This is a genomic window from Pseudomonas sp. Marseille-Q5117 (genome assembly GCF_946901175.1).
In the GTDB taxonomy this organism is placed as follows: domain Bacteria; phylum Pseudomonadota; class Gammaproteobacteria; order Pseudomonadales; family Pseudomonadaceae; genus Aquipseudomonas; species Aquipseudomonas iranensis.
The window spans coordinates 74191-100143 of the sequence record NZ_CAMPPP010000012.1 but is presented as its reverse complement, the minus strand read 5'-3'; the positions used below and the strand labels follow the sequence as shown (position 1 = coordinate 100143).

General features: G+C 60.9%; 19 protein-coding genes. 5 read left to right on the top strand and 14 right to left on the bottom strand.

Features of this window, described 5'->3' with window-relative positions; translation table 11 throughout:
* Positions 1-18: 18 nt before the first annotated feature.
* From OC605_RS18890 to OC605_RS18850, 9 genes are all read right to left on the bottom strand, one after another.
* The gene (locus tag OC605_RS18890) at positions 19-924 is read right to left on the bottom strand and encodes a cation diffusion facilitator family transporter (protein WP_122508601.1); all 906 of its coding nucleotides are present in this window, start codon (positions 922-924) and stop codon (positions 19-21) included.
* Positions 925-1102: 178 nt separating this feature from the next.
* Positions 1103-1867 (bottom strand): SDR family oxidoreductase, encoded by a 765-nt coding sequence (locus OC605_RS18885; protein WP_016771914.1) that lies wholly within the window; start codon positions 1865-1867, stop codon positions 1103-1105.
* Positions 1868-2611: 744 nt separating this feature from the next.
* Positions 2612-3328, bottom strand: a complete 717-nt coding sequence (locus OC605_RS18880) for an ABC transporter ATP-binding protein (RefSeq protein ID WP_262138770.1) — start codon at positions 3326-3328, stop codon at positions 2612-2614.
* Entirely contained in the window at positions 3325-4197 is an 873-nt protein-coding gene (locus OC605_RS18875) for an ABC transporter ATP-binding protein (RefSeq protein ID WP_016771916.1), read from the bottom strand. The genes OC605_RS18880 and OC605_RS18875 overlap by 4 nt, the downstream gene beginning before the upstream one ends.
* The gene (livM, locus tag OC605_RS18870; protein ID WP_016771917.1) at positions 4194-5495 is read right to left on the bottom strand and encodes a high-affinity branched-chain amino acid ABC transporter permease LivM; all 1302 of its coding nucleotides are present in this window, start codon (positions 5493-5495) and stop codon (positions 4194-4196) included. The genes OC605_RS18875 and livM overlap by 4 nt, the downstream gene beginning before the upstream one ends.
* A gap of 3 nt (positions 5496-5498) precedes the next feature.
* Positions 5499-6413: an ABC transporter permease subunit gene (locus tag OC605_RS18865; protein ID WP_016771918.1), complete on the bottom strand. Its 915-nt coding sequence runs from the start codon at positions 6411-6413 to the stop codon at positions 5499-5501.
* 245 nt (positions 6414-6658) lie between these two features.
* Positions 6659-7792 carry an ABC transporter substrate-binding protein gene (locus OC605_RS18860; protein WP_041480713.1) on the bottom strand — a complete coding sequence of 378 codons (1134 nt, stop codon included), beginning with the start codon at positions 7790-7792 and terminating at the stop codon, positions 6659-6661.
* 368 nt (positions 7793-8160) lie between these two features.
* Positions 8161-9444: an NAD(P)/FAD-dependent oxidoreductase gene (locus OC605_RS18855; protein WP_262138766.1), complete on the bottom strand. Its 1284-nt coding sequence runs from the start codon at positions 9442-9444 to the stop codon at positions 8161-8163.
* Positions 9445-9640: 196 nt separating this feature from the next.
* A complete protein-coding gene (locus OC605_RS18850) occupies positions 9641-11131 on the bottom strand; it encodes an aldehyde dehydrogenase family protein (RefSeq protein WP_316044675.1) in 1491 nt (496 codons plus the stop codon).
* 164 nt (positions 11132-11295) lie between these two features.
* Here OC605_RS18850 and OC605_RS18845 point away from each other — a divergent pair, with 164 nt between their 5' ends.
* The 3 genes from OC605_RS18845 (at position 11296) to nadE (ending at position 14465) form a co-directional block, all read left to right on the top strand.
* Positions 11296-12195, top strand: a complete 900-nt coding sequence (locus OC605_RS18845; protein ID WP_122707749.1) for a LysR family transcriptional regulator — start codon at positions 11296-11298, stop codon at positions 12193-12195.
* Positions 12196-12409: 214 nt separating this feature from the next.
* Positions 12410-13633 (top strand): nicotinate phosphoribosyltransferase, encoded by a 1224-nt coding sequence (pncB, locus tag OC605_RS18840; RefSeq protein WP_042608959.1) that lies wholly within the window; start codon positions 12410-12412, stop codon positions 13631-13633.
* Between the two features lie 4 nt (positions 13634-13637).
* Entirely contained in the window at positions 13638-14465 is an 828-nt protein-coding gene (gene nadE / locus OC605_RS18835) for an ammonia-dependent NAD(+) synthetase (protein ID WP_186567359.1), read from the top strand.
* A gap of 124 nt (positions 14466-14589) precedes the next feature.
* On the opposite strand, the gene azu is transcribed toward nadE, so the two are convergent.
* Positions 14590-15033, bottom strand: a complete 444-nt coding sequence (gene azu, locus OC605_RS18830; protein ID WP_122610370.1) for an azurin — start codon at positions 15031-15033, stop codon at positions 14590-14592.
* Positions 15034-15375: 342 nt separating this feature from the next.
* On the opposite strand from azu, the gene OC605_RS18825 reads away from it, so the two are divergent.
* Positions 15376-15963: a TIGR00730 family Rossman fold protein gene (locus OC605_RS18825; RefSeq protein ID WP_262138762.1), complete on the top strand. Its 588-nt coding sequence runs from the start codon at positions 15376-15378 to the stop codon at positions 15961-15963.
* A 68-nt stretch (positions 15964-16031) separates the two neighbouring features.
* The gene (locus OC605_RS18820; protein ID WP_130910695.1) at positions 16032-16220 is read left to right on the top strand and encodes a hypothetical protein; all 189 of its coding nucleotides are present in this window, start codon (positions 16032-16034) and stop codon (positions 16218-16220) included.
* 208 nt (positions 16221-16428) lie between these two features.
* Here the strand turns inward: OC605_RS18820 and OC605_RS18815 are convergent, their stop codons facing one another.
* The 4 genes from OC605_RS18815 to OC605_RS18800 form a co-directional block, all read right to left on the bottom strand.
* On the bottom strand, positions 16429-17319 hold the full coding sequence (locus OC605_RS18815) for a transglutaminase family protein (RefSeq protein ID WP_262138760.1): 891 nt from the start codon (positions 17317-17319) through the stop codon (positions 16429-16431).
* Positions 17319-19805, bottom strand: coding sequence for a circularly permuted type 2 ATP-grasp protein (locus tag OC605_RS18810; protein ID WP_262138758.1), 2487 nt, complete (start codon positions 19803-19805; stop codon positions 17319-17321). Before OC605_RS18810 ends, OC605_RS18815 begins: the two co-directional genes overlap by 1 nt.
* A gap of 88 nt (positions 19806-19893) precedes the next feature.
* Positions 19894-23169 (bottom strand): DUF2126 domain-containing protein, encoded by a 3276-nt coding sequence (locus OC605_RS18805; RefSeq protein WP_262138756.1) that lies wholly within the window; start codon positions 23167-23169, stop codon positions 19894-19896.
* A gap of 455 nt (positions 23170-23624) precedes the next feature.
* Positions 23625-25928: a YgiQ family radical SAM protein gene (locus OC605_RS18800; RefSeq protein WP_262138755.1), complete on the bottom strand. Its 2304-nt coding sequence runs from the start codon at positions 25926-25928 to the stop codon at positions 23625-23627.
* Between the last annotated feature and the right edge of the window lie 25 nt (positions 25929-25953).

Below are 25953 nucleotides of genomic sequence, written 5' to 3'. Positions count from 1 at the left end.
GCAGACATCCGGATCAGATCAGGCAATCCACTTCTTGTCCCCGGTGAAGCTGATCGTCAGCCACCTCGCCGCATCCGGCTCGCCCAGCTGCGCCGATATCTGCTCACGTAGCGCATCCAGCTGCGCGACATCGCGCAGCGGATAATCCGCCGGCAACACCACATGAATTTCGATGAACCGCGCCCGGCCGTGCTTTTGCACGTAGGACACGTAATCGTCGAAACCCTGCTCGACCTTCGCCACCTCCATGACCTGCCTGACCTGCTCATCCAGAGTGTCCGGGGCGATTCCCAGCACATCACGCAACGCCGGGCCGAGGATCTTCAACGCCGGGGGCAGCATGGTCAGGGCCAGCACGATGAGGATCAGGGGGTCGACATACACCGCCCACTCGCCATAGCCCTGGGACTTGAGCAGCAGCGCGGCGAGGAAACTGATCAACAGGCCCACCGAGAGCATCGCGTCGACCAGCCAACTGATGTTGTCGAACTGGATGAGGCTGGATTTGAGCGTGCGATTGCGCCGGCGCACGTAGAAGAAGTAGGCGAACTCGACGACGGTGAATACCGCCGCGTAGACGATCACCAGACCCAGCTCGATATCGCGGCCACCATTGATGATGCCGAATACGCCGTTGAGAAACGCATAGATCGCGATCAACAGCAGGAAGCTGCCCTCGATCAGCAGCACCATCGGCTCCAGATGCCAGAAGCCGAACTGGAAACGCTGATTGCTTTGCTTGGCAATCAGCCGGGCGGTGATCAGCATCAGGATTTTGATGAACGTCGCGATCAGCGAAAAAAAGCCATCGAACAGGATGGATTGCGAACCTGAAACAAAACCGGTGACGATCCCGGCAATCGACACCGCCAGCATCAGCAGCGTCGACTGTTTGAGCAGTGCCTGCTCACCTCGGTTACTCACTTGAACTCCTCATGAAACCTTGAGCGCCGCGGGGTGCGGCCTGATGGTTGAGTGAGGAGTTTAGCTTATCGTCCTGTTTTGCCTGTGCCGACCCTTTCGCGAGCAGGCTCGCTCCCACAGGGAAAAATGCATGTCCAATGTGGGAGCGAGCCTGCTCGCGAATGGCCTCAACGCGGTATCAAGCCTTGTTACGCTCGATGGCAAACCCGGCCCAGGTCTGGCTCACCGGCATCAGCTCCAGGCTGTTGATGTTGATATGCGCCGGGGTGTTCATGACCCAGAAGATCGTCTCGGCGATGTCCTGCGGCTGGATCGGCTCGGCGCCAGCGTAAGTGGCGTTGTAGCGTTCCTGGTCACCGGCAAAACGTACCAGCGAGAACTCGCTTTCGCACAGGCCGGGCTCGATATTGCTGACCCGCACGCCAGTGCCTTGCAAGTCGCAACGCAGGTTCAGCGAGAACTGTTTGACGAAGGCTTTGCTCGCGCCGTACACGTGGCTGCCCGGGTACGGATAGTTGCCGGCGATGGAACCGAGGTTGACGATACCGGCACCACGGCCGTGGGCGATCAGCCGAGGCAGCAGCAGGCGGGTGGCGTACATCAGGCCTTTGACGTTGGTGTCGACCATGGTGTCCCAGTCATCCAGATCGCATTTCGGCGCCGGGTCGACGCCGAGCGCCAGGCCGGCGTTGTTGATCAGGCCACGGAGTTTGGCAAACGACGGCGGCAGGTTGGCGATTGCCTCCTCCATCGCCTTGCGATCGCGCACATCGAGGACCAGACCATGCACTTCGGTCTGCTTCGACAGTTCGGCGCACAGGGCATTGAGGCGTTCTTCACGACGGCCGGTCAGAACCAGCTTCCAGCCAGCCTCGGCAAAACGACGGGCGCAGGCTTCACCAAAACCGGACGTCGCGCCGGTGATAAACAGGGTGTCGGACATCGTGTTCTCCTTGCTTCGGCCGCCACGGCAGCCCTTGGAATAGAAAATCAGCAGGCAGCATGCCCGCCCTCGCGGATACGGGCAACACTTGCCAGCTGTACAAAAATCAACCAGACCCGCCAAGGCCACAGCCAGCGTGGCCTGTAGCCATGTGCACGCATGTTATCCACAGTCTGCTCCACAGTTTCCGGGGGCAAGTGCAAACGCGCAAAGCCGCGCCACACAAGGCTTTGCGGGCGAAATGGAAAGTTTTTTGCTTGACCGTGAGGCGGGGGATGTGCGGGACAGGGCATTTTGCACGACGGACGGTGCAATCGGGTGATTGCGCGAGGCCAGCAATTACGGCGCTCCGCGAGGTCTTTCCAGAGTTTAGTCACAGACTTATCCACAGGCTTTTACACACAACAGTACCCGACCTGGATGCGCTATAAAAAGGTTGACAATGGCGCCTCACGCCTGCTTGAAACTTACTGATCAAAAAACAATCACAAGCCTGGAGACCACGGATTACAAGGCCTGCAACCATATACACCCACGTTATTCACAGCCAGTTCCACAGTAACCGGGGACAAGTCAAAACTGTGGAAAAACAGCCATTTGCAGCGTCTATATGTCGCGCTTTGGCAGCTTGGGGAATTTGTTTTCCACAATTTCGGGAATTACCCAATTTACCTGTGGTGGATTCAAAAAATAAAAAAGCCCCGGGACTCTCGTCGCCGGGGCTGTGTACAACCGCGAGAAGCATCAGTGCCCGCCCAGATAGGCGTTACGCACCTCCTCGTTCACCAACAGTTCTTTACCGGTGCCGGTCAGGCGAATCTCGCCGTTGACCATTACATAAGCCCGATCCGACAGCTTCAACGCATGGTTGGCGTTCTGCTCGACGAGGAAAATCGTCATCCCGGTTTTCGCCAGCTCGCGTAGCGTGGCGAAAATCTGCTTCACCACGATCGGTGCCAGACCCAGGCTCGGCTCATCGAGCAGCAACAGCTTCGGCCGGCTCATCAGCGCACGGGCGATGGCGAGCATCTGCTGTTCACCGCCAGACATGGTCATCGCCCGCTGATTGCGCCGTTCTTCGAGCCGTGGAAACAGCTCGAACATGCGCTGCATGTCCTCTTTGGCGTACTTGTCGCCAATCGGGATGGTGCCCATCAGCAGGTTTTCCTCGACGGTCATGTCGGGAAAAATCCGCCGCCCTTCCGGTGACTGCGCGATGCCGTTGGAGGCGATGTAGTGCGAGGACTTCTGCGTGATGTCGACGCCCTGATAGAGAATCTGCCCGCCCGCCGCTCTGGGCTGGCCGAAGATCGACATCAGCAGGGTCGACTTGCCGGCGCCATTGGAGCCGATCAGGCTGACGGTTTCGCCTTCGTTTATCTGCAGGGAAACGCCTTTGAGCGCCTGAATCGGGCCGTAGAACACGTCCAGATTACGCAGTTCGAGGATCGGTTGACTCATACCAGCTCCTCTTCGTCGGCGCCCAGATAGGCCGCGATCACTTTCGGATCGTTGCGGATCGCTTCCGGCCCGCCTTCGGCGATGACGATGCCGTGGTCGAGAACCACGATGTGATCGGAAATGCTCATGACCATGCCCATGTCGTGTTCGATCAGCACCACGGTCAGATCGTGCTCGTCACGCAGCAGCCGGATCATCGCGCTGAGCGCTTCGGTTTCCTGAGGGTTGAGGCCGGCGGCCGGTTCGTCGAGGCAGATGATCTGCGGGCGGGTGCACATGGCCCGAGCAATCTCCAGACGGCGTTGTTGGCCGTACGAGAGTTCACCGGCGAGACGGTTGGCGCAGTCGACCAGATCGACCACTTCCAGCCAGTAGAACGCGACATCCAGCGCATCGCTCTCGGCCTTGCGATAGCCCTTGGTGTTGAGGATGCCGGCGAGCATGTTGCGGTTGACCCACATGTGCTGCGCCACCAGCAGGTTTTCCAGCACCGACATTTCCTTGAACAGGCGAATGTTCTGGAACGTACGGGCGAGACCGGCACGGTTCACCAGGTGAGTACCGCCGAACATTTTGTAGTACATGCGGCTGAGGAAGGATTTCGGCGAAACGAAATCGGTCGGTTTGAACGACTCGCCCAGCAACTGGATGACGTTGGTCTGCTGGCCACGCACATTGAGTTCGATCTTGCCGCCCGTGGCCTTGTAGAAACCGGTCAGGCAGTTGAACACCGTGGTCTTGCCGGCGCCGTTGGGGCCGATCAGGGCGAAGATCGAATTGCGTTTGACCTTCAGGCTGACATCGCTCAAAGCCTTGATGCCACCGAAATGCATCATCAGTTTTTCAACAGAGAGTACGACTTCACTCATGGCGCAGTCCTCTCGTAGTGAATGGCACCTTTGCGTGGTTTGACCCCGGTACGGCTGATGCGGATCAGCCCGCGTGGTCGCCAGATCATCATCAACACCATCAGGATGCCGAACAGCAGCACGCGGTACTCAGCGAAGCCGCGCAGCAGTTCCGGAGCGACGGTGAGCACGAATGCGGCGATGACCACGCCAATGGTCGAGCCCATGCCGCCGAGCACGACGATGGCGAGGATCAGCGCCGATTCGAAGAAGGTGAACGAGGTCGGGTTGACGAAGCCTTGATAAGTGGCGAAGAACACCCCGGCCAGACCCGCCGTCGACGCACCGATGGTGAACGCCGAGAGTTTGACCAGTACGTGGTTCAGGCCCATCGAACGGCAGGCGATTTCATCTTCACGCAGGGCTTCCCAGGCGCGACCGACCGGCATCTTCACCAACCGATGCTTGACGTACAGCACCGCCAGCACCACCAGGAACAGCACTGCGTAGATGAAGTAATACTTCACGTCGGGGTTGTAGGTCAGGCCGAAGAACTCATGAAACGGCACCCCGCCATCCTTCGCCCGCTTGCCGAACTCCAGACCGAAGAACGTCGGCAGTGGCGCCGGCATGCCGTTCGGGCCGCCGGTCAGGGACAGCCAGTTGTTCAGCACCAGACGAATGATTTCGCCGAAGCCCAGGGTCACGATCGCCAGATAGTCACCGTGCAGACGCAGCACCGGGAAACCGAGAATGCAACCGGCCAGGCCTGCGGTGATCGCCGCCAGCGGCAGCACCGTCCAGAAACCCAGACCCAGATATTGATAACCCAGTGCCAGACCGTAGGCACCGATGGCGTAGAACGCCACGTAACCAAGGTCGAGCAGCCCGGCCAGACCGACCACAATGTTCAGCCCCAGCCCCAGCAGCACGTAGATCAAACCGAGGATGACCACGCCGAGCAGGTAGGAGTTGGAAACAAACGGCACGATGATCGCCAGCACAATGATCAGCGGGATGATCCAGCGCAGCCGCGATTTGTAATCTGCCGGCAGCACGTGCACGCCGGAACCGCTGCTCTCGAACCCGTCGAGGATCTTCAGGCCCTTGGGCGTTTGCAGGAACAGGCTGAGGGCAAAGCGACCGGCCATGACGATGGCAATGATCCACGCCACGCGGGTCGCTTCGAGGTTGAAGCTGTAGCCGTCGAGGACCACGCCGACAATCGGCCCGAACACGATCAGCGCAATCAGGCCGGCAAGAATCGCTTCGACCAGGCTTTTTTTGATATCGATGGATTTTTCAGTGGTTGCAGACATCGCTTACACCTTCGACACAAGAGGGCGGCCCAACAGGCCCTGCGGCCGGAAGACCAGTACGAGGACGAGCAGCGAGAAACTGAACACGTCTTTGTAGTCGGAGTTGACCAGACCGGAGAACAGCGACTCGGAGATGCCGAGGATGATCCCGCCGAGCATCGCGCCAGGCAGTGAACCGATGCCGCCCAGAACCGCTGCGGTGAACGCCTTGATGCCGATGATGAAGCCGGCATAGAAGTCGAACGTGCCGTAGTTCATGGTGATCAGCACACCGGCCAGTGCCGCCATGGCTGCACCGATGATGAACACATAGGAAATCACCCGGTCTGTGTTGATCCCCAGGATCGAGGCCATCTTGCGGTCTTGCTGGGTCGCACGGCACATGCGGCCGAGCTTGGTGTATTTGATGACGTAGGTCAGCAGCCCCATGCCGACGAATGCGGCGATCAGGATGAAGACTTTGGTGTAGGTCAGTTGTACGAAGCCGGTGCCGACTTCAACACGCCAGGCACCGGTCAGCAGCGTAGGCACGCCCTGTTGTTTGGCGCCCTGAGCGATCTGTGCGTAGTTCTGCAGAATCAGCGAAATACCGATAGCGCTGATCAGCGGCGCCAGGCGGGTCGAGTTACGCAGGGGTTTGTAGGCAACACGCTCGATGACCCAGCCATACACCGCCGTGACGACGATGGTGAAGATCAGCGTGCCCAGCATCAGCAGCGGGAAGGATTCGATACCGAAGTAAGCCAGCAGAGCCAGACTGATTGCCGCCAGGTAAGCGGAAATCATGTAAACCTCGCCGTGGGCGAAGTTGATCATGCCGATGATGCCGTAGACCATTGTGTAGCCGATGGCGATCAGGCCATAGACCGACCCGAGGGTCAGGCCATTGACCAGTTGCTGCAGGAAAATACCATCCATAACGCAATCTCACGCAGTGAGAACCTGCGCGCCCATGACGCGCGGTTCTTCTAGGAAAAATACAGATGTACGTCGGAGCAATGTCGGAGCGTGATCAGCCCTGACCACACGGCCCCCCTTTGTGGGAGCGAGCCTGCTCGCGAAAGCGGTTGAACATTCAACGCAGAGGTTGTTTGTCAGTGCGTCTTCGCGAGCAGGCTCGCTCCCACAGGGGATCGGTAGTGATCAGATGATCGCTTCAGCCCTTACTTCTGCTTTTCCAGCTGGTGGTATTTGCCGTCCTTGTCCCACTGGTAAACCACGTAGTCGGAGACTTTCAGGTCGCCTTTGGCGTCCCAGGTCTTCTCGCCCATCACGGTTTTCACCGGGTTGGCCTTCAGCCACTTGGCAGCGGCTTCGCCATCGTTTTTCTTCGCGCCATTGAACGCTGCAGCCAGAGTCTGAACCGAGGCGTAGGCGTACAGGGTGTAGCCTTCAGGCTCGGTGCCGGCCTTGCGGAACGCGTCCACTACGGTCTTGCTTTCAGGCAACAGGCGCGGGTCGGCGCCGAAGGTCATCAGCACGCCGTCGGTGAATTGTGGGCCGCCAGCGGTGGTCACCAGCTCGTCGGTCACGATGCCGTCGTCGGACATGAACTTGACGTCTTTCAGGCCTTGCTCACGCAGCTGGCGAACCAGTGGACCGGCTTCCGGATGCAGGCCGCCGAAGTAGACGACATCGGCGCCGGCGCCACGGATCTTGGTGACGATGGTGCTGAAGTCTTTCTCGCCACGGGTCAGGCCTTCGTACAGCACAGGCTTGACGCCGCGTTTTTCCAGCTGAGCCTTGGTGGCGTCCGCCAGGCCTTGGCCGTAGGTGTCCTTGTCGTGCAGCACGACGACTTTCTTGCCCTTGAGCATGTCGACGATGTAGTCGCCGGCAACGATGCCTTGCTGGTCGTCACGTCCGCACATACGGAACATGGCGCTGAGACCGCGTTCGGTAACTTGCGGGTTGGTCGAGCCCGGGGTGATCGCGATGATCCCGGCTTCGTCGTAGATTTCCGACGCTGGAATGGTCGACGAGGAGCAGAAGTGCCCGACCACGCCGGCGACTTTCTGGTTGGTGAGGTCCTTGGCGACCGTCACTGCCTGCTTCGGTTCGCAGGCGTCATCGCCTTTGACCAGGACGATTTTTTCCCCATTGACGCCACCCGCCGCGTTGACCGCATCGGCCGCCGCCTGTGCACCCTTCATGTACTGCTCGCCGAATGCCGCGTTGGCACCGGTCATAGGACCCGCTACACCGATCTTGATATCAGCTTGAGCAAACGCAGAAACACCCAGCGCAGTAGCGACTGCGAGGGCCAGAAAGCCTTTCTTGTAAAACGTCTGGGACATGAGGTGGTGCTCCAAGGTTTTTTTTAGTTGGCACTGCGACTTCACTTCACTCAAAGCTCAGAGCAAGGCCCGTGCCATCGGTTTTTTATTCTTCAAAAAGTCGCTGCGTTGTTGTTATTTCGACTGTTTCGGTCCCATTTTCATTGGGCGTGCAACCGTCTAAACCGCGGAAGGTGAAACCATTTGTTTTTTCAGGCGCAACCCGCACGCGCCATCATTGCAACCGCAGCGGCAAACGACGTGCAACCAGCCTGTAACAGCCCGCGTCACCGAACTGCACACTGCTGGTGCGGGACTGCTACAACCCGCACCATTACAGGCTAGTCGCTGGATGCAAAAGCGCCGCTTGCGGCAACAAATTTCAACACTCAAATGACGATGCGCAGGCACTGGCCCGCGTGATACAGGGAAAACCCGGCCTCGTACAGGCAACTGCGCAAACCCACACCGGCCAGGGGCTGCATCGGTGCGAAGGGAATAGGCAGTGCCTGCGGATTGCCGTTGCACAGGTAATCGGCGAAAGCTTTGCCGACCACCGTGCCAGTGGTGACGCCGCGACCGTTATAACCGGTGACGGCCACCAGCCCCGGCGCCGGTTCGAACAGGCGCATCAGGTGATCAGGGGTAAACGCAATGCGCCCGGTCCAGGTGCATTCCCACTCAACCGGCTTCAGATTGGGGAAGTAATGCTGCTGCACCCGATCAGCCCAGGCCTTGAGAAACCACGCCGGTTTCTGGTTGCCGTTGCCGAGGCTGCCGAGCAACAGGCGCCCGTCCTTGTCGCGACGGATGCTGCTCAATACCTGACGGGTGTCCCACGAGCCCTGCCCGCCGGGAAGAATTTCCTGCGCGGCGTCTTCGCTGAGCGGCACCGAGGCGACCTGGTAGTAATAACCGGGAAAGAAATTGCGCTTGAGTTCGGTCCAGTCGCCTTCGGTATAGGCGTTGGAGGCGATGACCACTTGTTCAGCGAGCACCGAACCCTGGGCGGTCTGTACCGACCACTTCTGCCCGATGCGCTCTAGGCGAGTCACCGGCGAATGATCGAAGATCTGCCCGCCGAGCCCGCGCACGGCATTGGCCAGCCCGGTGACATAGGCCATCGGATTGAGCGTGCCGGCGCGGCGATCAAGCAACGCGGCGGCGATTTTCTGCGTGCCGGTGGCTTGCTCGCAGGCCTTGCCGGTGAGCAGTTCGACCGGCGCGCCACGGCGCTTCCACTGCTGCTCGCGACTGCGCAGATCCGCCTCACCCTTGGCGTTATGGGCCATGTGCAAAGTGCCTTCGCGGCGCAACTGGCAATCGATGGCGTACTTATCCACAAGGCTGAACACCAGCGCCGGCGCCGCACCGAGCATGCGGTTGAGCTGACTGCCGACCGCGTCGCCGAACCCGGCTTCGATCTCGTCCGGAGGAATCCACAGGCCGGCGTTGACCAGCCCGACGTTGCGTCCGGAGCCACCATGCCCTGCGCGATGCGCTTCCAGCACGCAGACGCTTTTGCCTTTTTCCAGCAGATGCAGCGCCGCCGACAACCCGGTGAACCCGGCGCCGATCACGCAGACATCGACCTTGACCTCGCCACTGAGCGCGGTGTTATCCGGGCGTTGTGGCGTGAGTGTTTCCCACAGACATTCTTCGCGTAACGGCATTGCCAGACTCCAACAGAAACCCAACAAACACACAAACCTGAGTGAGCCCCTGTGGCGAGGGGATTTAGCGAAACGTCGCACCGCCCCGCTGGGTCGCGGAGCGACCCCAAAATTTCAAAAGCGACGACTGCTTCGCAGCCGAACGGGGATAAATCCCCTCGCCACAGTGCTCACTCCTACAGAGGATCTCCACCTTTCAGTCGAATGTAATGCCCTGCGCCAACGGCAACTCCAGCGAGTAGTTGACGGTGTTGGTCTGCCGGCGCATGTACGCGCGCCAGGCATCGGAGCCGGACTCACGGCCGCCGCCGGTTTCTTTCTCGCCACCAAAGGCGCCGCCGATTTCCGCGCCGCTCGGGCCGATGTTGACGTTGGCGATGCCGCAGTCGCTGCCGACCGCCGACATGAACCGCTCGGCCTCGCGCACATCGGTGGTGAAGATGCACGATGACAGGCCTTGCGGCACGGCGTTGTTCAGGCGCAGCGCTTCCTCGAAATCGCTGTAGCCGACCACGTAGAGAATCGGCGCGAAGGTTTCGCTGCAGACCACGTCGCTCTGCTCAGACATTTCCACGATGGCCGGCGACACGTAGTAGGCGTTGGGGAACTGCTCTTCCAGTTGGCGCTTGCCACCGAACACCCGGCCGCCTTCGCTCAGCGCCTGTTCCAGCGCATCCTGCATGTTTTCGAAGCTGTGCCTGTCGATCAGCGGGCCGACCAGATTGCCTTGCAACGGATGGCCGATGCGTACTTTCGAATAGGCAGCCTTGAGGCGGGGGACGATTTCTTCCTTGACCGATTCATGGGCGATCAGACGGCGCAAGGTCGTGCAGCGTTGCCCGGCGGTGCCGACGGCGCTGAACAGAATCGCCCGCACCGCCATGTCCAGATCGGCGCTCGGGCCGAGGATCATCGCGTTGTTGCCGCCCAGTTCAAGGATGCAGCGGGCGAAACGCGCGGCGACTTTCGGCGCCACTTCGCGGCCCATGCGCGTGCTGCCGGTGGCGCTGATCAGCGCAACACGCGGATCATCGACCAGCGCTTCGCCGGCATCACGACCGCCGATCACCACTTGGCACAGACTCGCCGGAGCATCGCTGAAATTCTTCACTACGCGATCAAACAGCGCCTGACAGGCCAGCGCGGTCAGCGGAGTTTTCTCTGATGGCTTCCACACCACCGGGTTGCCGCAGACCAGCGCCAGGGTGGTATTCCACGCCCACACCGCGACCGGGAAGTTGAACGCGCTGATCACCCCGACCACGCCAAGCGGATGCCAGGTTTCACGCATATGGTGGCCAGGGCGCTCGGAGGCGATGGTCAGACCGTACAACTGGCGCGACAGGCCAACGGCGAAGTCACAGATGTCGATCATCTCCTGCACTTCACCCAGACCTTCCTGAGTAATCTTGCCGGCCTCCCACGACACCAACTCGCCGAGGTCGGCCTTGTACTCGCGCAACACTTCGCCGAACTGGCGCACCAGCTCACCGCGACGCGGCGCCGGCACCTTGCGCCAGTGCTCGAATGCATGATCTGCGCGACTGATGTGCTGCTCGACTTCGGCAGCGCCTTCCCAGTTCACCGAGGCAATTTCGCTGCCGTCGATGGGCGAATGCACCGGCACTTTGCCGTTCTGGTACAGGGCCGGGTTGACTCCCAGACGATCAAGCAATGCAGCTACCATCGGTCTCTCCTCAAGCAAAAACAGAATGTGTGCGGCCATCCTTCGCATGGCCGGGCAGGCCTTTAGTTGTAGCCTCACTGCGGCGATGCAACAAACGACCTTTACGCCAGATATCATTCCGTTTATTCATGCTGCCTGGCGAAAGACAAGAAAAAGGACTGGCCATGCTGAACAAACGCCACTTGCCCTCGATCACCGCGCTGCAATGCTTCGAGGCCGTGACCCGGCACCTGAGTTTTACCCGCGCCGCCGAAGAGCTGAACCTGACCCAGAGTGCGGTGAGCAAACAGGTTGCACAGCTTGAAGAACTGTTGCAGCACTTGCTGTTCCGCCGCGTGCGTCGGCGTTTGCAGATGACGCCGGCCGGGGATTTGTATCTGGTCGAGGTCAGAAAAATCCTCAGCCAAGTGGAGATGTCGACGCATTACCTGCGTTCCTACGGCGGCGAAACCGAAGTCTTGCGTGTCTCCACCCCGTCAACCTTCGGCGCCCGTTGGCTGGTGCCGCGCCTGAAAGGCTGGCGCCTGCGCCATCCGTCGATTCATCTGGATCTATGCAACGAGCAGGAGGCCGACGATCTGTTGCAGGGGCGCAGCGATCTGGCTTTCTATTTCGGCCAGGCTTCGCGTCCGGGCACCGAATGCCTGAAATTGTTCGGCGAACAACTGGTACCGGTCTGCGCCCCGGGCAGCCTGCCGGACGCGCCATTCACTGACCCGACGCAACTCACTGATCTGGTGCTGCTGCAAAATGCCTCGCGACCGCAGGCCTGGCACGACTGGTTCGACAGTCAGGGCTACCACACCGAACACAGCTACCACGGGCCGCGTTTCGAAACTTTTTATATGTGCATCCGCGCCGCCCAGGTCGGTTGTGGCGTGGCGCTGCTGCCGCGGTTTCTGGTGGAAGAGGAATTGGCCGAAGGCAAACTGGTCATACCCTGGCAGCATGCGATGCCCAGCAGCGATGCCTATTACCTGGCCTACCCGGAGCACGCGGCGGAAGTGCCGAAGGTGCGGGATTTTGTGAAGTGGATGCTTGAACAAATCGATAGCCCGGTGTGAGGTCGACCGGGATCCCTGTGGGAGCGAGCCTGCTCGCGAAAGCGTCTGGTCAGCCACATCATCTTTAACTGACACACCGCATTCGCGAGCAGGCTCGCTCCCACAGTGGATCTGCGGCGCTCTGAAAAAATGCTGGCAACCCCCACCGCCGATATGCGCCACTAGCGCCATCGATATAGACCGCGCCAGGCGCGGCGCAACTGGAGACCCGTTTATGAGCGAGAGTGTGTTTGCCGATCGCATCGTGCAGAACCTGCTCGACACCGACTTCTACAAGCTGACGATGATGCAGGCGGTGCTGCACAACTACCCCAACGTCGAAGTCGAATGGGAGTTCCGCTGCCGCAACGCCGAGGATCTGCGCCCGTATCTGGCCGAGATCCGCCATCAGATCGAGCGTCTGGCCGAGTTGAGTCTGAGCGCCGATCAGTTGAGTTTTCTCGAGCGCATCACCTTCCTGAAACCGGACTTTCTGCGCTTCCTTGGCCTGTTTCGCTTCAACCTGCGCTACCTGCACACCGGCATCGAAAACGGCGAGTTGTTCATCCGCCTGCGCGGGCCGTGGCTGCATGTGATCCTCTACGAAGTGCCGCTGCTCGCGATCGTCAGCGAAGTGCGCAATCGCTATCGCTACCGGGAAACCTCGTTGGAGCAGGCACGCGAACAGCTGTATCGCAAGTTCGACTGGCTGACCGCCAATGCTTCGGCCGATGAGCTGTCGCAACTGCAGGTTGCCGATTTCGGCACGCGCCGGCGCTTTTCCTTTGGCGTGCAGGCCGAAGTGGTCAACGTGCTCAAGCACGATTTCCCCGGGCGTTTCGTCGGTACCAGCAACGTGCATCTGTCCCGCGAGCTCGACATGAAACCGCTGGGCACCATGGCTCACGAGTGGATCATGGCCCATCAGCAACTCGGCCCGCGCCTGATCGACAGCCAGATCGCCGCGCTCGACTGCTGGGTTCGCGAATACCGCGGTCTGCTCGGTATCGCCCTCACCGACTGCATCACCACCGATGCGTTTCTTGGCGATTTCGATCTGTTCTTCGCCAAGCTCTTCGACGGTCTGCGCCATGACTCCGGGGACCCGGTGGCGTGGGGGGAAAAGTGTATCGCGCACTACCACAAGCTCGGCATCGACCCGATGAGCAAGACCCTGGTGTTCTCCGATAGTCTGACCCTGCCGAAATCGTTGGAGATTTTCCGCGCGCTGCACGGTCGCATCAATGTGAGCTTCGGCATCGGTACCAACCTCACCTGTGACATCCCGGGTGTCGAACCGATGAGCATCGTGCTTAAAATGACCGCCTGCAACGGCCAGCCGGTGGCGAAGATCTCCGACGAGCCTGGCAAGACCCACTGCAAAGATCCGAATTTCGTCGCCTATTTGCGACATGTGTTTCAGGTTCCTGCCGAATCCAGTCTATCTAGCAAGGAGTGAATTCATGCAAGCCGTACAGCGTGAGATTGCTGAGCAGCTCAAGGTGCAACCACCGTTCGCCGACGATCAGGCCCTGCAGGCCGAAGTCGCCCGGCGCCTGACGTTCATTCAGGATTGTCTGGTCAATTCCGGGCTCAAGACCCTGGTGCTGGGCATCAGCGGCGGCGTCGACTCACTGACCGCCGGCCTCCTGGCCCAGCGCGCGATACGTGAACTGCGCGAAAAAACCGGCGACGACCGCTACAAATTCATCGCCGTGCGCCTGCCCTACGAAACCCAGTTCGACGAGCACGACGCCAAGGCCTCGCTCGACTGCATCGCCCCTGACGAAATCCACACCGTGAACATCGGCCCGGCGGTCAAGGCGCTGGCAGCTCAGGTGTCGGCGTTCGAAGGCAAACCGGCGGCGTCGGTGGATTTCGTGCTGGGCAATACCAAGGCGCGCATGCGTATGGTCGCGCAGTACACGATTGCCGGGGTGGCGGGCGGTCTGGTGATTGGCACCGACCACGCGGCGGAAGCGGTGATGGGTTTCTTCACCAAATTCGGCGATGGCGCCTGCGACCTCGCCCCGCTCAGCGGCCTGGTAAAAAATCAGGTGCGTGCGATTGCCCGCAGCTTTGGCGCGCCGGAGACGCTGGTCGAGAAAGTGCCGACTGCTGACCTGGAAGACTTGTCGCCGGGCAAACCGGACGAAGCGGCGCACGGCGTGACCTATGCCGAGATCGATGCGTTTCTGCACGGGGAAACGGTGCGGGACGAGGCGGCGAAGATCATCGTCGATACGTACAACAAGACTCATCACAAGCGGGTCATGCCGTTTGCGCCTTGATTTTTCAAAGGCATGAAAAAGCCCGCTGAGGAGTGATCCTCTGCGGGCTTTTTTTTTGGCCATCAGTCTTTCGGTGAAGCGGATGGCCTCTTCGCGAGCAGGCTCGCTCCCACATTGGCCCTGATTACTTGACGACGATGGTACCTTTCATCATCGAGATGTGGCCAGGGAACGAGCAGAAGAAGCCGTAGCCACCGTCAGCTACCTTGGCCACATCGAAGGTCACCGAATCGGTTTCCTTGGCGCCGATGATCTTGGTGTGGGCGATGATGCGTGCGTCGCCATCTTTCAGGTAGTTCTTGTCGATACCGGCTGCCAGGCCGTCGGTAGCGATCGGCTGCATGTCAGCTTCTTTGCTGATCACGAGGTTATGGCCCATGACGTTCTTCGGCAGGTTGCCGGAGTGGGTCAGTTCGACGGTGAAGGTCTTGCAGCTCTTGTCGATCACGATTTCCTTGGTGTTGAAGGTCATCTGATCGGTGGAATCAACGGTGGTTTTGCACTCGGCAGCCATCAATTGGCTGCTGGCCAGCGCCAGCAGGGATACCGCAACAACTTTGGAAAACATGGTGAATCTCCAAGGCAGGGTTAACAAAAACACTAGTGGTGGAAAGACTGCCTGAAATCATCGCAAGTTCATATGACTTGAGTCAAAAATTGTATACAACTTTCAGGCTATGACACTCATCGACACAATCTAACGGCCATTTCGTGGGGCCAGCCCTATGATCGGCCCACCTACTGAAACGGAGTGCCTGTCATGTTCTTTAACGGTCTGTTGTGCAGCTTGCTCGCCGCCTACGCTTGTGGCGCCAGCGGTACTTTTGAATCACCCGAACGCGAAGTCTAGACCTTGGAGCGCAGCGCGCCAGCCGTTACCCTGTGCGACTGATCGACTCAGGAGTAACGCATGTCGCTGAAATCCGTTTGTGTGTTTTGCGGTGCCAACGCCGGTACCGTGCCGGCTTACACCGAAGCTGCCGTGGCCCTCGGCCGGGCATTGGCCGAGCGTAATCTGACGCTGGTCTACGGCGGTGGTGCCGTCGGTTTGATGGGCATTGTCGCTGATGCCGCGCTGACGGCTGGCGGCGAAGTGATCGGCATCATTCCGCAAAGCCTGATGGACAAGGAGATCGGCCACAAGAGCCTGACGCGCCTGGAAGTGGTCGACGGCATGCATGCGCGCAAGGCGCGGATGGCTGAGCTGAGCGATGCGTTCATCGCCCTGCCCGGCGGCCTCGGCACGCTGGAAGAGCTGTTCGAAGTCTGGACCTGGGGCCAGCTCGGCTATCACGGCAAGCCTTTGGGGCTGCTGGAAGTGAACGGTTTCTACAGCAAACTCACGGCTTTTCTCGATCATATCGTCGGCGAAGGCTTCGTTCGCGCGCCACACCGTGACATGCTGCAAGTGAGCGAATCGCCAGATTCCCTGCTCGAAGCCCTCGATCAGTGGCAGCCGACCGTCACGCCCAAGTGGGTCGACCAAAAACCCGGCTAACCCCCGGACACCGATACAGGGCAGAATACGCGCCGCTCAACCTCACCTTCGACCCCAGAGGATCGCCCATGGCCAAACCCAATTACTCCTTCGCCAAACGTCAACGAGACCTGGCAAAGGAACAGAAGAAAGAGGAAAAGCTTCAGCGCAAGAAGCAAACCGCTGAAGAAGCGGCACTGAACCCTGACGGTGAAGTGGCGACCGATGATGATGTTGATGCAACCGATGCACCGAAAGATCAGACGCCCGACGCCTGAGCCCCACCGGGTTTGATGATCGAATCAGACCCTGCGGATTTGTGACGGGGCTGGCAGTTCTGCTGCCGGCCCTCACAGCCCTGCTTTCCCTGACACACCAAAATCCCTGTGGGAGCGAGCCTGCTCGCGAATGCGATATATCTGTTACAAATCTATTGGCTGACCTGACGCTTTCGCGAGCAGGCTCGCTCCCACATTTGAAGACTCATCAATTCTGAGGCATCACCGTAACCCGCACTTCCGGGTCGTGATTACCGCCACCGAGAATCACCCCACGCAGCGGCGACACATCGGAGAAATCCCTTCCCCACGCCAGCGTGATGTGTTCCAGCGCCGGCCGCACATTATTGGTCGGATCGAAATCCACCCAGCCCGATACCGGACAGAACACCGATACCCACGCATGCGAGGCGTCGGCGCCGATCAGGCGTGGCTGCCCCGGCGGCGGCTGGGTGAGCAGGTAGCCGCTGACATAACGCGCCGCCAGACCGCGCGAGCGCACACAGGCCAGCATCAGATGAGCGAAGTCCTGACACACGCCGCGTCGACGCTCCAGCACTTCCACCAGCGGCGTCGCCACCTGGGTGGCTTCGGCATCGAAGGTGAATTCGCTGAAGATCTTCTGCATCAGCGCCTGCACCCCGAGCAGCAACGGTCGCCCTGGCGGAAAACAGCTTTGCGAGAACTCGACGAAGCTGCGCTTCAAATGCACATAAGGTGACTGGAACCGGTAGCGACAGGCTTCGAGCAAGTCGGCGGACAACGGCTGACTGCTGTAGGTCAGCGCATCGCGGGTCTGCTCCCACGCTGGCGACTGGTTGAAATCCAGCGCCGGCCGCGCCAGCACCTCCACCGTCAGCCGGGCGTTGACCTGCAATTGGTCATGGGGCCGTTCAAATGCCAGACGCGTCAACGGATTGCCAAACACGTCCAGTTCGTCACGGCGCATGGTCGGCTCGGGACTGATCAACAACTGCTGCTCGGTGCTGCGCTGCCAGCTGCATTTGCGCGGCCACAAGTGCGCCAGTTGCTGCGCGAGGGAGACCGGGCTGTCGTAGTGATAACAGGTGTCGTGAAAGATCTGGTACTGAGCGCTCATCACACGGACACCGTACGCTGACTAACATCATCGACATGGGCGAAATGGCGCAGCGCCAGACGATCCGATACCTGGCCGCTGGCTTCGGCGATTTCCTGCAACAGATCGGCCAGACCATCCAGCGCGGCACGTACGCTGGATTTGCCGAACAGCGGATTTTCCAGACAACCGAGATCAAACCGCGACAGGCGCTCGACCAGTTGCGGCAGCGCGGTTTCCCGAGGCGCGGCGAAATCGTCGTTCAGGCGTTTCAGCGTGCGGGTGACCAGTTTCAGCTGAAACAGCACCGCGTGGGGGTTCTGCTCATCCAGCAACAGCAAATCAAGCACCGGAATCAATTGCGCTACCGCCAGATAGCGCGACCGATAGGTGATGCTGCTGTTACCCAACTCCAGCAACCACTCAAGCCCGGCCTGATCGAAAGCACCCGCACCGCGCAGAAATGCGGCGAGGCTGCTGCTGAGAAATTGCAGGCGTTCGATGCGCCGGCCAATCATCAGAAAACGCCAGCCTTCGTCGCGGGTCATGTCATCCAGCGCAAACCCCGACAGCGCTGCCAGCGACATCACCAGACGGTTGAGGAAATCCAGCAGTTCGCCGAAGTCCGGTTCATCGACTTCCAGCTCCAGCGCCTCGCGCTGCAATTCGACCAGCGCCTGCCAGTTTTCCCGGGACAGCTTGCCGCGCACTTGCGAGGCGGCCCATTGCAGGCGTTGCAGGTTGGAGCGCAGGCTGAACGACCAGTCCTCGCCCAGCAGCGCAGCGAGCAGGCGCTCCGGCAGTTCGCCCTCATCCGGCAACAGCGCCAGCCGCTCGCCGAGATCGACCGCTGCTTGCAGCGCCTGCGGATCATCGCCATCGACGTAACGCGTGAGCATGATGCGCAGCAGCCGCGCGCTGTCGTCGCAGCGCTCGCAGTAGCGGCCGAACCAGAACAGATTTTCCACTACCCGCGATGGCAGGTAAGGATCGCGCCGCACCAGATCGTGCACTCCGACACTGCGCTGCGCCTTCCATTGCTCGCCACTCGGCGCACGATCGCTGAGCACCCAGGTGTCCTTGCTCGCCCCGCCGCGCTGCATCGACACCACCTCGGCATCGGCGTCGGCCGCCACTCGGGTCAGACCACCCGGCAACACGCGATAGCCGTCGTGGCTGGCCACCGCATACATGCGCATGCCGATCGCGCGGGGTTGCAGATGACCGTCTTCGGCTTGCCAGACCGGAGCCTGCGACAGTTGTGCGAGTTCTTGCGCGACGTAGGCATAAGGCCGTGCCTGCATACGCTGCGCCAGTTCCAGGCGCTGGCTGTCACTCAAATCACGGCCGAACACCGGGGCGAAGCTCTGCGACGGGAACGCCGGTTTGATCAACAGCTCCGGAAGCTTTTCCAGCGCTTGTGCCAGCACCGGCGCTTCACCGCACCACCAGGTGGCGATCGACGGCAGGATCAGTTCTTCGCCGAACAGGAACTGGTTGATCTTCGGCAAAAACCCCAGCAGCCCCGGCGATTCCAGCACCCCGCTACCGAGCGCATTGGCCACCAGCACCCGCCCCTGCCGCACCGCCTCCAGCAGACCGGGGACGCCGAGCGCCGAGTCGGTACGCAGTTCCAGCGGGTCGCAGAAATCATCGTCGAGGCGGCGCATGATCGCGTGCACCCGGCGCAGGCCGCTGAGGGTTTTCAGGTACACCGTGGCATTGCGCACAGTCAGATCGCCGCCTTCGACCAGCGGATAACCGAGCTGGCGCGCCAGATACAGATGTTCGAAATAACTTTCATTGAACCGCCCCGGCGTCAGCAGCACCACCAGCGGTGCGTCATCGCCCTGCGGTGCCTGACGGGCCAAAGTTTCCTGCAAGGTGCGGAAGAACCCCGCCAGATGCTGAACCTTCAGATCGCGGTACAAGTCGGGAAAGGCGCGGGAGACGATGGTGCGGTTTTCCAGCGCATAGCCGGCCCCGGACGGCGCCTGGGTGCGATCGGCAGTGACCCACCAGCGACCATCCGGCGTGCGCGCCAGATCCACGGCATACAAATGCAAAAAAGCTGACTCGGGCGGGGCAATGCCCTGACAGGGCCAGAGAAAATTGTTGTGCCCGAACACCAGCTCTGCCGGCAGCAGGCCTTCACTGATCAACCGTTGCGCACCGTACAGATCCGCCAGCACTGCATTGAGCAAGCGCGCACGCTGAGCGATGCCGGCGGACAATTGCTGCCATTCATCAGCCGCGATCACATGGGGCAGCAGATCCAGTTCCCACGGCCGATCAGCGCCCTTGGGATCGGCATAGACGTTATAGGTGACGCCGTTTTCCTGAATCTGCCGCGCCAGCAAGGCCTGGCGCTGCACCAGTTGCGCCGGGCTGCTGCGCTGCAACTGATCGAACAGGCGCTGCCAATGCGCACGCACTGCGCCGCTGCCGTCGAGCAGTTCGTGATAGGTGCCCGCAGTCAGCGGGTAGCGGTCTAACAGGTCAGGCATGGAAAGCTCGGCAGACAGCAGGGAACGGTCAGACTAACGCAGGCACATGACACGCGGATATACGAAAAATCCGCGTGTTGCGTAGGCTCTAGTAACGGCGCAGGTCGATGGTCAGCGGTAGCTCGTCATTGATTTCTACCTTTGGTACGGGAAGTTTCCCCGGCGTGTGTCCGAGGCGGAAAAAACGCGCCATGCGCCGGCTCTCCGCTTCATTGGCATTGACCGGCAAGGTCTCGTAATTGCGCCCACCGGGATGGGCGACGTGGTACTGGCAACCACCCAGCGAACGCCCCATCCAGGTATCGAGCAGGTCGAACACCAACGGCGCGTGCACCGGTATGGTCGGATGCAGACAGTTGGCTGGTTGCCACGCCCGAAAGCGCACCCCGGCGACAAACTCACCCACCCGCCCGGTCGGGTGCAACGGCACCGCGACGCCATTGCAAGTCAGCAGATAGCGCTGTGGCGGCAAGCCGTTGAGCTTGACCTGCAAGCGCTCCAGCGATGAATCGACGTAGCGCACCGTGCCGCCCGCCGAGCCCTCCTCGCCCAGCACGTGCCAGGGTTCGAGCGCCTGACGCAGCTCCAGCTCGATGCCATTGACGGCGTAGTCGCCGACCTTGGGAAAACGAAACTCCAGATGCGCCGCGAACCACTCCGCACGCAACGGATAGCCGGCGTTGTTGAGTTCGACGATGACGTCGGCGAAATCCTCTTCGATAAAGTGCGGCAGCAAAAAGCGATCGTGCAGCTCGGTGCCCCAGCGTGCCAGTTTCGCCGGCGCATAAGGCTCGCGCCAAAAGCGCGCGACCAGCGCCCGCAGCAGCAACTGCTGAGCCAGACTCATGCGCGCATGGGGCGGCATTTCAAAAGCGCGCAGTTCCAGCAAGCCAAGACGCCCGGTGGCGCCGTCCGGTGAGTACAGTTTGTCGATGCAGAATTCGGCGCGATGGGTATTGCCGGTGACATCGATCAGCAGATTGCGCAACAGTCGATCGACCAGCCACGGTGCACATTCCTCGCCCGGTTCCGGCATTTGCGCAAAGGCGATTTCCAGTTCGTACAAGGCGTCATTGCGCGCCTCATCAACCCGTGGAGCCTGGGAAGTCGGGCCAATGAACAACCCGGAAAACAGGTACGACAGCGAAGGATGGTTGTGCCAGTAACTGATCAGGCTGCGCAACAGATCCGGCCGCCGCAGAAACGGTGAGTCCGCCGGTGTCGCGCCGCCGAGGACGAAATGATTGCCGCCGCCGGTGCCGGTGTGGCGTCCGTCGATCATGAACTTCTCGGTGGTCAGCCGGGTTTGCCGTGCCTGTTCGTAGAGAAACTCGGTGCGCTCGACCAACTCGTCCCAGCTCGCCGATGGCTGCACGTTGACCTCGATCACGCCCGGGTCCGGAGTGACACGGAAATTGCTCAGGCGCGGATCACTCGGTGGTTCATAGCCTTCCAGCAGCACCGGGCAATGCAATTCTTCGGCGGTGGCCTCAATGGCCGAGACCAGTTCCAGATAATCCTCGACCCGCTCCAGCGGCGGCATGAACAGATACAGCCGCCCTTCGCGGGCCTCGGCGCAGAATGCGGTGCGGGTCAGCCAGTCAGCGGACTCATCGATTTTCGGCACCCGCTCATCCAGCGCAGCCGGTTCGCCGTGCACACCGAGCTGCGCCAGATCCGGCAGTTCAGCGAAGTCCTGATTCGGATCGTTGGGATGGATGAACGGATATTCCGCCGCTTTCACCCACGGCTGCGAGGCCAGCGGCAAGCGGTAACCCAGCGGCGAATCCCCCGGCACCAAGCGACAGTGCTCGTCACGCAGATACCAGCGCCCGCTCTGCCATTGATCGCCCTTGGCCGTGCGCGCCAGCGGCAGCACCTGGCCGATCACCTTGTTCAGGCCCTGACTGAAGACCTTGCGCAATCGCGCGCGCTCCAGCGGTTCCTCCAGACGCGAATCTTCGGCGCTGACGTTGCCGGGCAACGCGCCCTCGCGCCAGAGGTAATAGAGATGATCCTCGTAAGCCGGGAAGACGAAGCGTGCCGGCAACTTCAGGCGCTCGGCGACGCTGGCGAGAAAGCGTCCGGCCAGTTCGCCGTCGGCGCCATAGTCCTGCTGTTCGTCGGCGATCAATGCGTCGTTGTGCCAGATCGCCTGACCGTCGCGGCGCCAGTAACAATTGAGCGACCAGCGCGGCAACTGCTCGCCGGGATACCACTTGCCCTGACCGAAATGCACCAGCCCCTGCGGTGCATATTGCTTGCGCATGCGTTGGAACAGTTCGGCGGACAGCCGACGCTTGTCCGGCCCCAGCGCGGCGGTGTTCCATTCGGCGCCGTCCGGGTCGTCGATGGAAACGAAGGTCGGCTCGCCGCCCATGGTCAGGCGCACATCGCCTTCGAGCAGATCGGCATCGATCTGCCGCCCCAGCGCCTGGATCGCCCGCCACTGTTCATCGGTGTAGGGCTTGGTGACACGTGGCGCTTCCCAGATTCGCTCGACCGACATTTCGTGGCTGAACTGCGTCTCGCAAGGTTCGACCAGACCACTGATCGGCGCCGCCGAGGACGGATCGGGACTGCACGCCAACGGAATATGCCCTTCCCCGGCGAACAACCCGGACGTGGCGTCGAGGCCGATCCAGCCGGCACCCGGCAGATACACCTCGCACCAGGCGTGCAGGTCGGTGAAGTCGACTTCGGTGCCGGACGGGCCGTCGAGGCTTTTCACGTCGGCGGTCAGTTGAATCAGGTAGCCGGAAACAAACCGCGCCGCCAGACCGAGATTGCGCAACAGCTGCACCAGCAACCATGCCGAATCACGGCAGGAACCGGAGGCGTGTTGCAGCGTGTGCTCCGGAGTCTGCACGCCGGGCTCCATGCGGATCAGGTAGCCAATGTCTTCGCTGAGGCGCTGATTGAGCGCCACCAGAAAATCCACCGCCGGCAGTGGCGTGCGGTCGATGCTGTCCAGGTAAGCCTTGAACGTTGGCGTCAGCGGCAGGGTTTCGAGGTACGGCGCCAACTCCTTGCGCTCGTCGGCGGCGTAGCTGAAGGGGATTCGCTCGGCGTACGGTTCGAGAAAGAAATCGAACGGATTGAACACCGCCATTTCCGCTACCAGATCGACTTCGATGCGCAGCTCTGCGGTTTTTTCCGGGAACACCAGACGTGCCAGGTAATTGCCCTGGGGGTCTTGCTGCCAGTTGATGAAATGCTGCTCGGGCGAGACTTTCAGCGCATAGGAAAGAATCCGCGTGCGGCTGTGGGGCGCCGGGCGCAGGCGGACGATCTGCGGGCCGAGTTCGACAGCGCGGTCGTAGCGATAATGCGTGACGTGATGCAATGCGACATGAATCGACACGGCGTGCCTCCTGCGAGCCTTGGGCGTATGGGAAAGCGCGCAAGACTTATGCCATGCACAGGCTTGCGCGCTTTCGCGAAATGCTCAAGGCAGTACAGCACCAAAACCGGGCGATGCGAGGAAATGCTTTGGCACAGTTGCACGCAAATGTTGCGGACGCTGATTCTTGCTGTGTTTGATCGGATGCTTTCGCGAGCAGGCTCGCTCCCACATGTGCAATGCGTTCCTCTGTGGGAGCGAGTCTGCTCGCGAAGAGGCCAGCGGCAACAACTTGATCGTTCCCACGCTCTGCGTGGGAATGCAGCCCGTGACGCTCCGCGTCACAACCATGTTCGACAATACTGCGAGCAACGGCTGGAACGCGGAGCGTCCGAGAGGCATTCCCACGCGGAGCGTGGGAACGATCAGCAAAACGCCAACCCGAAGGTTGGCGCTCTGTTCAGCTCAAGCAGTGTTTAACGCGGCACGACCGGCTTGCGCGTCGGCTTCGGCCCTTTGCCTTTGGCCGCATCCTTGCGCTCCTTGGCCGCCTGCTGGTTGCGGGCGAATGCCGCAGCCTTGGCCTGTTCACGCTTGTCCCACGGATTACCGCCATCACTGGCACGCGGCGGCAGACCGGTGTGCTGGGTGAGAATCTTGGTGGTCTTCTCTTTGGCGACCTTGTGGCTGCCGGCCGGCGTCGAGTTCTTGCGACGGGCGCTCTGGTAGCTGTCGGTGGCCGGCTGATGCGCCGGGATCAACTGATCCTTGCCCGGCCCGATCAGATCGGCGCGGCCCATGCGGATCAGCGCTTCACGCAGCATCGGCCAGCCTTTCGGGTCGTGATAACGCAGGAACGCCTTGTGCAGACGACGCTGATCTTCGCTCTTGACGATGGTCACGCCGTCGCTCTTGTACGTCACCTTGCGCAGCGGGTTCTTGCCCGAGTGGTACATCGCCGTAGCGGTGGCCATCGGCGACGGGTAGAACGCCTGTACCTGGTCGGCGCGGAAGCCATTGCCCTTGAGCCACAGAGCAAGGTTCATCATGTCTTCGTCGGTAGTGCCCGGGTGGGCGGCGATGAAGTAAGGAATCAGGTACTGCTCCTTGCCCGCTTCCTTGGTGTACTTCTCGAACATGCGCTTGAACTTGTCATAGCTGCCGATGCCCGGTTTCATCATCTGGTTGAGCGGACCTTCCTCGGTGTGTTCCGGGGCGATCTTCAGGTAACCGCCGACGTGGTGTGTCACCAGCTCCTTGACGTACTCCGGCGACTCCACGGCGAGGTCGTAACGCAAACCGGAGGCGATCAGAATCTTCTTCACACCCGGCAGGGCACGGGCGCTGCGATACAGCTGAATCAGCGACGAGTGGTCGGTGTTCAGGTTCGGGCAGATACCGGGGAACACGCACGACGGCTTGCGGCAGGCGGATTCGATTCCCGGGCTCTTGCAGGCGATGCGGTACATGTTTGCAGTCGGGCCGCCGAGGTCGGAAATGACCCCGGTGAAGCCTGGGACCTTATCGCGGATCTCTTCGATTTCGCGAATGATCGACTCTTCGGAACGGTTCTGGATGATGCGGCCTTCGTGCTCGGTGATCGAGCAGAAGGTGCAGCCACCAAAGCAGCCACGCATGATGTTCACCGAGAAACGGATCATGTCGTACGCCGGGATCTTCTCCTTGCCGTACGCCGGGTGCGGCACACGGGCGTAAGGCATGCCGAACACGTAGTCCATTTCTTCGGTGGTCATCGGAATCGGCGGCGGGTTGAACCAGACATCGAGCTCGCCATGCTTCTGCACCAGCGCACGGGCGTTGCCCGGGTTGGTTTCCAGGTGCAACACGCGGTTGGCGTGGGCGTACAGAACGGGATCGTTACGCACCTTCTCCATCGACGGCAGGCGGATCACGGTCTTGTCGCGGGTCATGCGCGGGCTGGCGAGGATCTGCACCACCTTGGCTTCCTGCGGGTCTTCGACCGGGCCTTTTTCCTGCTCGATGGCGCAGGCCTGAGTGTCCTGGGTATTCACGTACGGGTTGATGATCTTGTCGACCTTGCCCGGACGGTCGATGCGCGTCGAGTCGACTTCGTACCAGCCCTGCGGCGTATCGCGACGGATGAACGCGGTGCCGCGCACATCGGTGATGTCTTCGATCTTGTGGCCCCACGACAGGCGCTGGGCAACTTCGACAATGGCGCGCTCGGCGTTGCCGTACAGCAGAATGTCGGCGCTGGCGTCGATCAGGATCGAGTTGCGCACGCGATCCTGCCAATAGTCGTAGTGGGCGATGCGGCGCAGCGAGGCTTCGATGCCGCCGAGCACGATCGGCACGTGCTTGTAGGCTTCCTTGCAGCGCTGGCTGTAGACCAGACTGGCGCGATCCGGGCGCTTGCCGGCCATGCCGCCGGGGGTGTATGCGTCATCGGAACGGATTTTCTTGTCCGCGGTGTAGCGGTTGATCATCGAGTCCATGTTGCCCGCCGCGACGCCGAAGAACAGGTTCGGCTCGCCGAGCTTCATGAAGTCGTCTTTGGACTGCCAGTTCGGCTGCGCGATGATCCCGACGCGGAAGCCTTGCGACTCCAGCAGCCGGCCGATGATCGCCATGCCGAACGACGGGTGATCGACGTAGGCATCACCGGTAACAATGATGATGTCGCACGAATCCCAGCCAAGCTGATCCATCTCCTCCCTGCTCATCGGCAGGAATGGCGCTGGCCCGAAACATTCGGCCCAATATTTTGGATAGTCAAATAACGGCTTGGCTGCTTGCATGTCGACGACCGGTGTTGAAGTGAAA

What these genes read in the sequence shown, in the direction of transcription:
- OC605_RS18885 (WP_016771914.1), bottom strand. Translation starts at nt 1,867, where the DNA reads ATGTCCGACACCCTGTTTATCACCGGCGCGACGTCCGGTTTTGGTGAA.
- OC605_RS18880 (WP_262138770.1), bottom strand. Translation starts at nt 3,328, where the DNA reads ATGAGTCAACCGATCCTCGAACTGCGTAATCTGGACGTGTTCTACGGC.
- OC605_RS18875 (WP_016771916.1), bottom strand. Translation starts at nt 4,197, where the DNA reads ATGAGTGAAGTCGTACTCTCTGTTGAAAAACTGATGATGCATTTCGGT.
- livM (WP_016771917.1), bottom strand. Translation starts at nt 5,495, where the DNA reads ATGTCTGCAACCACTGAAAAATCCATCGATATCAAAAAAAGCCTGGTC.
- OC605_RS18865 (WP_016771918.1), bottom strand. Translation starts at nt 6,413, where the DNA reads ATGGATGGTATTTTCCTGCAGCAACTGGTCAATGGCCTGACCCTCGGG.
- OC605_RS18860 (WP_041480713.1), bottom strand. Translation starts at nt 7,792, where the DNA reads ATGTCCCAGACGTTTTACAAGAAAGGCTTTCTGGCCCTCGCAGTCGCT.
- OC605_RS18855 (WP_262138766.1), bottom strand. Translation starts at nt 9,444, where the DNA reads ATGCCGTTACGCGAAGAATGTCTGTGGGAAACACTCACGCCACAACGC.
- OC605_RS18850 (WP_316044675.1), bottom strand. Translation starts at nt 11,131, where the DNA reads ATGGTAGCTGCATTGCTTGATCGTCTGGGAGTCAACCCGGCCCTGTAC.
- OC605_RS18845 (WP_122707749.1), top strand. Translation starts at nt 11,296, where the DNA reads ATGCTGAACAAACGCCACTTGCCCTCGATCACCGCGCTGCAATGCTTC.
- pncB (WP_042608959.1), top strand. Translation starts at nt 12,410, where the DNA reads ATGAGCGAGAGTGTGTTTGCCGATCGCATCGTGCAGAACCTGCTCGAC.
- nadE (WP_186567359.1), top strand. Translation starts at nt 13,638, where the DNA reads ATGCAAGCCGTACAGCGTGAGATTGCTGAGCAGCTCAAGGTGCAACCA.
- azu (WP_122610370.1), bottom strand. Translation starts at nt 15,033, where the DNA reads ATGTTTTCCAAAGTTGTTGCGGTATCCCTGCTGGCGCTGGCCAGCAGC.
- OC605_RS18825 (WP_262138762.1), top strand. Translation starts at nt 15,376, where the DNA reads ATGTCGCTGAAATCCGTTTGTGTGTTTTGCGGTGCCAACGCCGGTACC.
- OC605_RS18820 (WP_130910695.1), top strand. Translation starts at nt 16,032, where the DNA reads ATGGCCAAACCCAATTACTCCTTCGCCAAACGTCAACGAGACCTGGCA.
- OC605_RS18815 (WP_262138760.1), bottom strand. Translation starts at nt 17,319, where the DNA reads ATGAGCGCTCAGTACCAGATCTTTCACGACACCTGTTATCACTACGAC.
- OC605_RS18810 (WP_262138758.1), bottom strand. Translation starts at nt 19,805, where the DNA reads ATGCCTGACCTGTTAGACCGCTACCCGCTGACTGCGGGCACCTATCAC.
- OC605_RS18800 (WP_262138755.1), bottom strand. Translation starts at nt 25,928, where the DNA reads ATGCAAGCAGCCAAGCCGTTATTTGACTATCCAAAATATTGGGCCGAA.